A 5852-nucleotide genomic window follows, 5' to 3' on the forward strand; every position below is an offset into this window, starting at 1 on the left:
ATTATTTATGATGATATTCCACCCGAATTGGATGGTGTTGTGCAGGCGTGTTATGGCACGAATGAATTGAAAGTAGACTTTACAGAAATACTACCTTGTAATAGTCTTGATATAAATGAGGTTAGTTTAACAATTGGTGGTTTTTCGTATAGTGTCACAGATATTACTTCATCGAATTGTGATTCCGGAGGTGAGGGGAGCGCTGCTTATATCTTTATTTTAGATCGTCCGATATCTAATGTTGGTTCATCAAACCTTAGTATAGAAGCTTCGGGTATTGCAGATATGTGTGGGAATGTGAATTCTGTTGCTAGTAATATGTCTTTTATTGTTTATAAAGCAAGTGTTTCATTATCTGTAAACAAAAGCCCTGCTTGTATGGGAGAGGATGTAATTGTAACGGCCAATGCCAATAGTGGTTTCGGAGCGTATACTTATGAATTCCACTTGAATGGAAGCCCGCTTGTAAGTGATGCTCAATATAGTATTGTTGGCAGTCAATTATCCTCAAATACATTCACTGATGGCGATGTTGTTAAAGTAATAGTGACAGATGAGAATGCTTGTTCGGTTACAAGTACAGAAATAAATGTGTCAATTAGTTCTTTGCCTGTAAAACCAACAGGGCTAGCTAGTCAGTCTTATTGTGCAGGTGAAACAGTAGCTGATTTGGTTGTCAGTAGTGGTAGTAATGCTATTGATTGGTATGCTGTATCTGCAAATGGTACGGCCTTAAATAATATTGATGTTTTATCAACAGGAACATATTATGCTGAATCTAGAGATGTAAGTTCAGGCTGTGTAAGTTCAAGTCGTTTAGAGGTAACTGTAGCAGTTAATGATTTACCAACAGTTCCAACTGGGGATGCAAGTCGATCATTCTGTGGAAGTGGAACTATTGCAGACTTAGTTGCAACCAGTGGTAGTGATGCTGTTGATTGGTATAGTGAGGTAACAGGAGGTATCGTATTAAACAGCACAGATGCTTTATCGAGTGTAGCTTATTATGCCGAGGGAATAAATGCGACAACAGGCTGTGTAAGCAGTAGTCGTCTTCAAGTAATCGTAAGTGTAAACCCTTCAGTTTCTGTTATCGCAGGCTCAAATCAAAGAGTTTGTCAAGGAGAGTTAGTTGAATTGTCTCCGACAGTTAGCCCAGCGAGCGGTTCTTTTTCCTATGAATGGCGTATACAGGGTGAGACAGACATATTGGCATCGACTAAAGATTATTCTTTTGTTGCAATGGGAGATCCTGATTTTAATTCTACAGTTAAATATGAAGTAACTGCAACGGATGTGCATACATCTTGTTCGTCAACTGATGTAGTAAGTATTACTAATTTATCTACTCCTGCTGCAACGACAGTTACTTCTTCCAATCCATCTTGTCCTAATTTAGATAGTGGTAGTATTACATTTAGTTTTCCTGATCATTTAAATAGGACAAACATTCAATTTAGTATAAATGGCTCTAGTGGAACGTATGAAAATTCTGTAGATGATGCGGGATCGTATATTTTTTCAAGTCTAGATGCTGGAGATTATGATGTTTACGTGCGTTGGGGTAATCATGAATGTCCATTAGATTTGGGATTTGTGACTTTAAAATTAGAAAATATTTCTGATATGAGTTTTAGTTATACTGAACCTGCTTATTGTTCAAATGAATTAGATCTTACACCTATCATTACTACGTCAGGAGGAATTTTTACATCAACAGATGGTTTATCTATTGATAGTACAACTGGTGTAATTGATTTGAGTGCATCCACTAGTGGTACTTATGTTGTAACATATGCTATTGATGGAGATTGTGGGGGTAGTTCAATTCAAGAAGTTACTATTAATACTTCTCCAAAACCAATTGGCATCTTTTTCGACTAATTAAGCTAACTAAACTCATTGATTTATAACTGAGTTAGTACTTATGAGTGCGCGTAATAATTGTTTTTTTACTTTATAAAGTAAATTTATGCAAATTTAGTTCTTATCTTCTCTGTACCTGCTCCGTATCAACACTGGGTTCATCCAGCTTTGTTCCGGACTTGTTTCAGTCTTGTTCCAGTCTTGATATGGAATAGGAATGAATTCTAAGTTAAAAAAAAGGATAAGGATTAAACGGAGCTGTTGATCTAAGGGTGAATTTGGGAGAATGAGTTAATTGGAAAAGCAATTTGGTTTCTAAATCCAGTTGGCTCCCAGAAATATTATGATGCTGAAAAAAAAATCTTCAACATGATAAGTCCGGATCGGGTGCCAATGACGGTTATTGTAAATCCCAAGCAGAGACCCATAGGAATCTTCTTCGAATAATCTTCAAACTTAGTTTTCATAAGAAATACATGATAAGCTCTGGGGAGTAATTGAATAGATTAATTTATTATTTTTAGGTACTTGCTTAAAGATTTAATACTTGATCTATGAATTTACGACGCCTCTTACTTATTGTTTTATTTATATTTCAGACTGTATTCTTGTATGGTCAAACTTTAACAGTGCCCACACCAGCTCCAGTTTGTTGGGTAGATACGGGTAGTATTCAGGCCACCATGAGTAGTGGATCTGGTAATAATGATAAGTTTCGATTTGATTTGTCTTCAGGATCTACTCCTTTGAATTCAATTACATCTAGAAACACTTCTGTTACTTTTACAGGTCTTCAAATTGGGGTATATTCTCTTCGAGTTTATTTAGTTAATAATGGTGGGAATCATTCTTCATTATTAGCAAGGAAAGATAATATTTTTATTCTTAATGAAACCGAAGCTCCCGTGTTTCAAAATCCACAATCAAACATTGCTGAAAATGCATCGAATAATGCTTGTGGAGCAATCGTTTTCGTATGCCTACCCTATTGCAAGTGATAACTGTACTTCAAGAACGAATAGCATTTCTGGCTATTCTTATTTAGGGACTTTAAATGGACATACCTATTATTACTCAAATAGTTCTGTTAATGTAACGACTGCCACACAAAATTCGTTGAATGTGGGTGGACATCTGGTTGCGATTAATACTCAATCTGAAAATGATTGGATTAATGCACGGGTTGGTGAAGTTTGGATCGGCTATAACGATGCTGCAAGCGAAGGTGATTTTGTTTGGGTAACAGGTGAGAGTAATGGCTATGAGAATTGGAATAGCGGAGAACCTAATAATTCAGGATGAGAGGATTATACTGTTATGTATTCTAACGGTAGGTGGAACGATTTGAGAGGGACGAATAATAGAAGGTATGTTGTGGAGTTTCAGCCTGTAATTATTACGCAAACAGCTGGTTTGCCTACGGGGGCGGTATTTCCAGTTGGAACCACAACCAATACATTCTTAGCGACTGATAATTCCGGAAATACGGCAACTCATAGTTTCGATGTGATAGTTTCGGATAATACAGCACCTGAAATTGCTAGTCTTAAGGCTGAGTATTACAATGGAAGGGATTTTAATACATTGATGGAAACGTTAAATGTTAGTGAGTTAAATTACAACTGGGGATCAGGAGCTCCGGAATCTACTCTTGTAGGAATAGATAATTTTTCTATTCGTTTCCAAGGAAATGTAAAAGCTCCTCAAACAGGAACCTATACATTTTATACGACCTCTGACGATGGCGTTCGTTTGTGTGTTGATGGTACTAGGATTATAAATAATTGGACGGATCATGGTCCTACAGTTAATACAGCAACCGTAAATTTAATCGCAGGTCAGGCTACACCAATTAAACTGGAATTTTACGAAAATGGAGGAGGCGCTGTTATTAAATTGGAGTGGCAGGGACCAGGCTTAGCTCGTGAATATGTAAAAGATAGTGGTGGTGGAACATGCACTGACTTAGTTTTGGATTTGAGTGTATCAGGGGCTGCGACAATTGATGCTGATGATATTGACCCAGGTTATACGGATGCTTGTGGGATAGCTACAAGGGTTGTTAGTCAAACAGCCTTTGATTGCAATGATAGTGGTGATAATGCAGTAACATTAACTGTTACTGATGTGAATGGGAATAGTAGTTTCTGTAATATAAATGTACAAGTGATCGGTGCTCCCGATAATAGTTTAGGAGTTACTGTAGACACGAAATGTGATGATGAAGATGCCAATGCCACAATTCAAAATAGTGAACTTGGCGTCTCTTATTCTTTATATTTAGGTACGTCACAAATTGGAACTTCAGTTAATGGTACAGGTTCTGATTTGAATATTATGGTATTAGCTGCAGATTTGCCTGTGGGAAATAATTCTATTACAGTAAATGCATCAAAAGGAGCTTGTGCATTAGATCTATTGAATAGTCCGACAGTCTTGATTAATCCCAAACCAGATCCTGTGGGAATTTTCCATGAATAAATCTTAGATCTAATTGACCATTTCCCTTTGATAAAAAAAATAGTTGCTCATATGACTATTGTTTAGGTTTTATTTTTCGAATCATCTTTAATGTATTTAATAAGTGTTTGTCTTTGTTAAATTGATATTTTAAAGTGCAAATATTTATATCTGTCATTTTTTCTAATTATATTACGTAGGTAATTGATTAAAATTCAGATGATATGAGACGAATTTATATTGCATTGTTTTCCATTTTTTTGATATTGCTTTTCTCTTCCCCATCATCAGTATGGGCACAAGCCTATCTTTCCAATGATAATTATACGGGTAATTGGGAGGATGGTATTTCCTGGACTGGAGGAAATTCTCCTGGGCTTAATTACAATCAAGCTTCAACTGTTGCTGTAGAAGGAGAGGTCACAACTTCCAATAATTTATTTTTTAATAAAGGATTACTAAGCATCCGTGATACATTGGTTATTAATGGTGATTTAGGATTTGGATCTAATGGCGACTTGAGTGTTGATGCTGGAGGGGTTCTTATTGTCTTAGGCTCTTTGGATGTTGGAAATAAAGTTGATATTGCTGCGGGAGGAACAATCATTATAACAGGAAATGTAAATTTCTCAGGTTCTTCGGGTCAAGGAAGCTTTACGAGTGATCAATTCCCTGCTCAAGTTTATATAGGTGGTAATATAACGGGATCTCCTCCAACATCTTCTTCAGGTGGTGCAATTCCTGTATTTGATTGCGATGCAACCACTGAACATGAGAATTCAACCTGTAATTATGGATTTATTGAAGATATAGAAGGTGAGGAGGTTGAAGAGTATTTTCAAGAGATCATTTGTGGAGGTGGAGTTGATCCTGGGGCTATAGCAAGTGATCAGACTGTTTGCGATGGAAATAATGCTTTGACAATTACAGAATCACTGCCAAGTTCAGAAAATACCTATCAATGGTTTTCTTCAGTTAATAGCACTGATCCTAATACGGGAACCTGGACAATAATTTCTGGGGCAACACAGCAAACTTACGATCCTGGTTTAGTTACTGCAACAATTTCTTTTTTTAGGCAAGTACAAAAAGGGAATGGTTGTACAGCGAATTCTAATGCTGTAGTTATTACATTTTCATCTAATCCTATTCCTGTTGGAATCTTTCATGAGTAGTTGAGAAAAGATTTCTTTCTAGTAATTAAAATATTTTGATCAATTCCTTCAAGTTGGCAATCTCGAAGGTTACTTTTCTTTGTGATTTGCCTTTATAGGATTGGATATGATCCACTCAAATAGAGGTGCGTGTGCCTCCTTGGTGGTTTTTTTGCCCCATCGGTGTTTTTTTATCTCCGATGGAGGTTTTATATGACGAAGTTTTTCTACCATTGTTAGCTCCGATCATTATTTTTTAACCACTGACGGGTTTTTTAACCGCCGTCAGGGTTTAGAAAATCGCCATCAATTCCTTTAGGTTCTCAATCTCGAAAGTCGGTTTTTCTTTATGGTTTGCCTTTTTAGGATTGA

The 5852-nt window shown here is 36.5% G+C and carries 5 protein-coding genes; all 5 read left to right on the forward strand.

Translation table 11 applies throughout. The annotated features are described in order from the left end of the window. On the forward strand, nucleotides 1-1884 hold a 1884-nt coding region (locus ABY905_RS13070), incomplete at its 5' end, for a hypothetical protein (protein WP_372644586.1). Between the two features lie 536 nt (nucleotides 1885-2420). Then, nucleotides 2421-2864 carry a hypothetical protein gene (locus ABY905_RS13075; protein ID WP_372644588.1) on the forward strand — a complete coding sequence of 148 codons (444 nt, stop codon included), beginning with the start codon at nucleotides 2421-2423 and terminating at the stop codon, nucleotides 2862-2864. Next, nucleotides 2806-3168, forward strand: coding sequence for a lectin-like protein (locus ABY905_RS13080; RefSeq protein WP_372644590.1), 363 nt, complete (start codon nucleotides 2806-2808; stop codon nucleotides 3166-3168). Before ABY905_RS13075 ends, ABY905_RS13080 begins: the two co-directional genes overlap by 59 nt. Nucleotides 3169-3240: 72 nt before the next feature. Beyond that, the gene (locus ABY905_RS13085) at nucleotides 3241-4347 is read left to right on the forward strand and encodes a PA14 domain-containing protein (protein ID WP_372644592.1); all 1107 of its coding nucleotides are present in this window, start codon (nucleotides 3241-3243) and stop codon (nucleotides 4345-4347) included. A 203-nt stretch (nucleotides 4348-4550) separates the two neighbouring features. Further along, a complete protein-coding gene (locus tag ABY905_RS13090; protein ID WP_372644594.1) occupies nucleotides 4551-5501 on the forward strand; it encodes a hypothetical protein in 951 nt (316 codons plus the stop codon). Nucleotides 5502-5852: the final 351 nt, after the last annotated feature.

The sequence above is a fragment of the Ancylomarina sp. genome (assembly GCF_041555295.1).
Classification (GTDB): Bacteria; Bacteroidota; Bacteroidia; order Bacteroidales; family Marinifilaceae; genus Ancylomarina.

Excerpts from the sequence above, each read along its gene's own strand:
- ABY905_RS13075 (WP_372644588.1), top strand. The coding sequence starts at position 2,421 with ATGAATTTACGACGCCTCTTACTTATTGTTTTATTTATATTTCAGACT.
- ABY905_RS13080 (WP_372644590.1), top strand. The coding sequence starts at position 2,806 with ATGCATCGAATAATGCTTGTGGAGCAATCGTTTTCGTATGCCTACCCT.
- ABY905_RS13090 (WP_372644594.1), top strand. The coding sequence starts at position 4,551 with ATGAGACGAATTTATATTGCATTGTTTTCCATTTTTTTGATATTGCTT.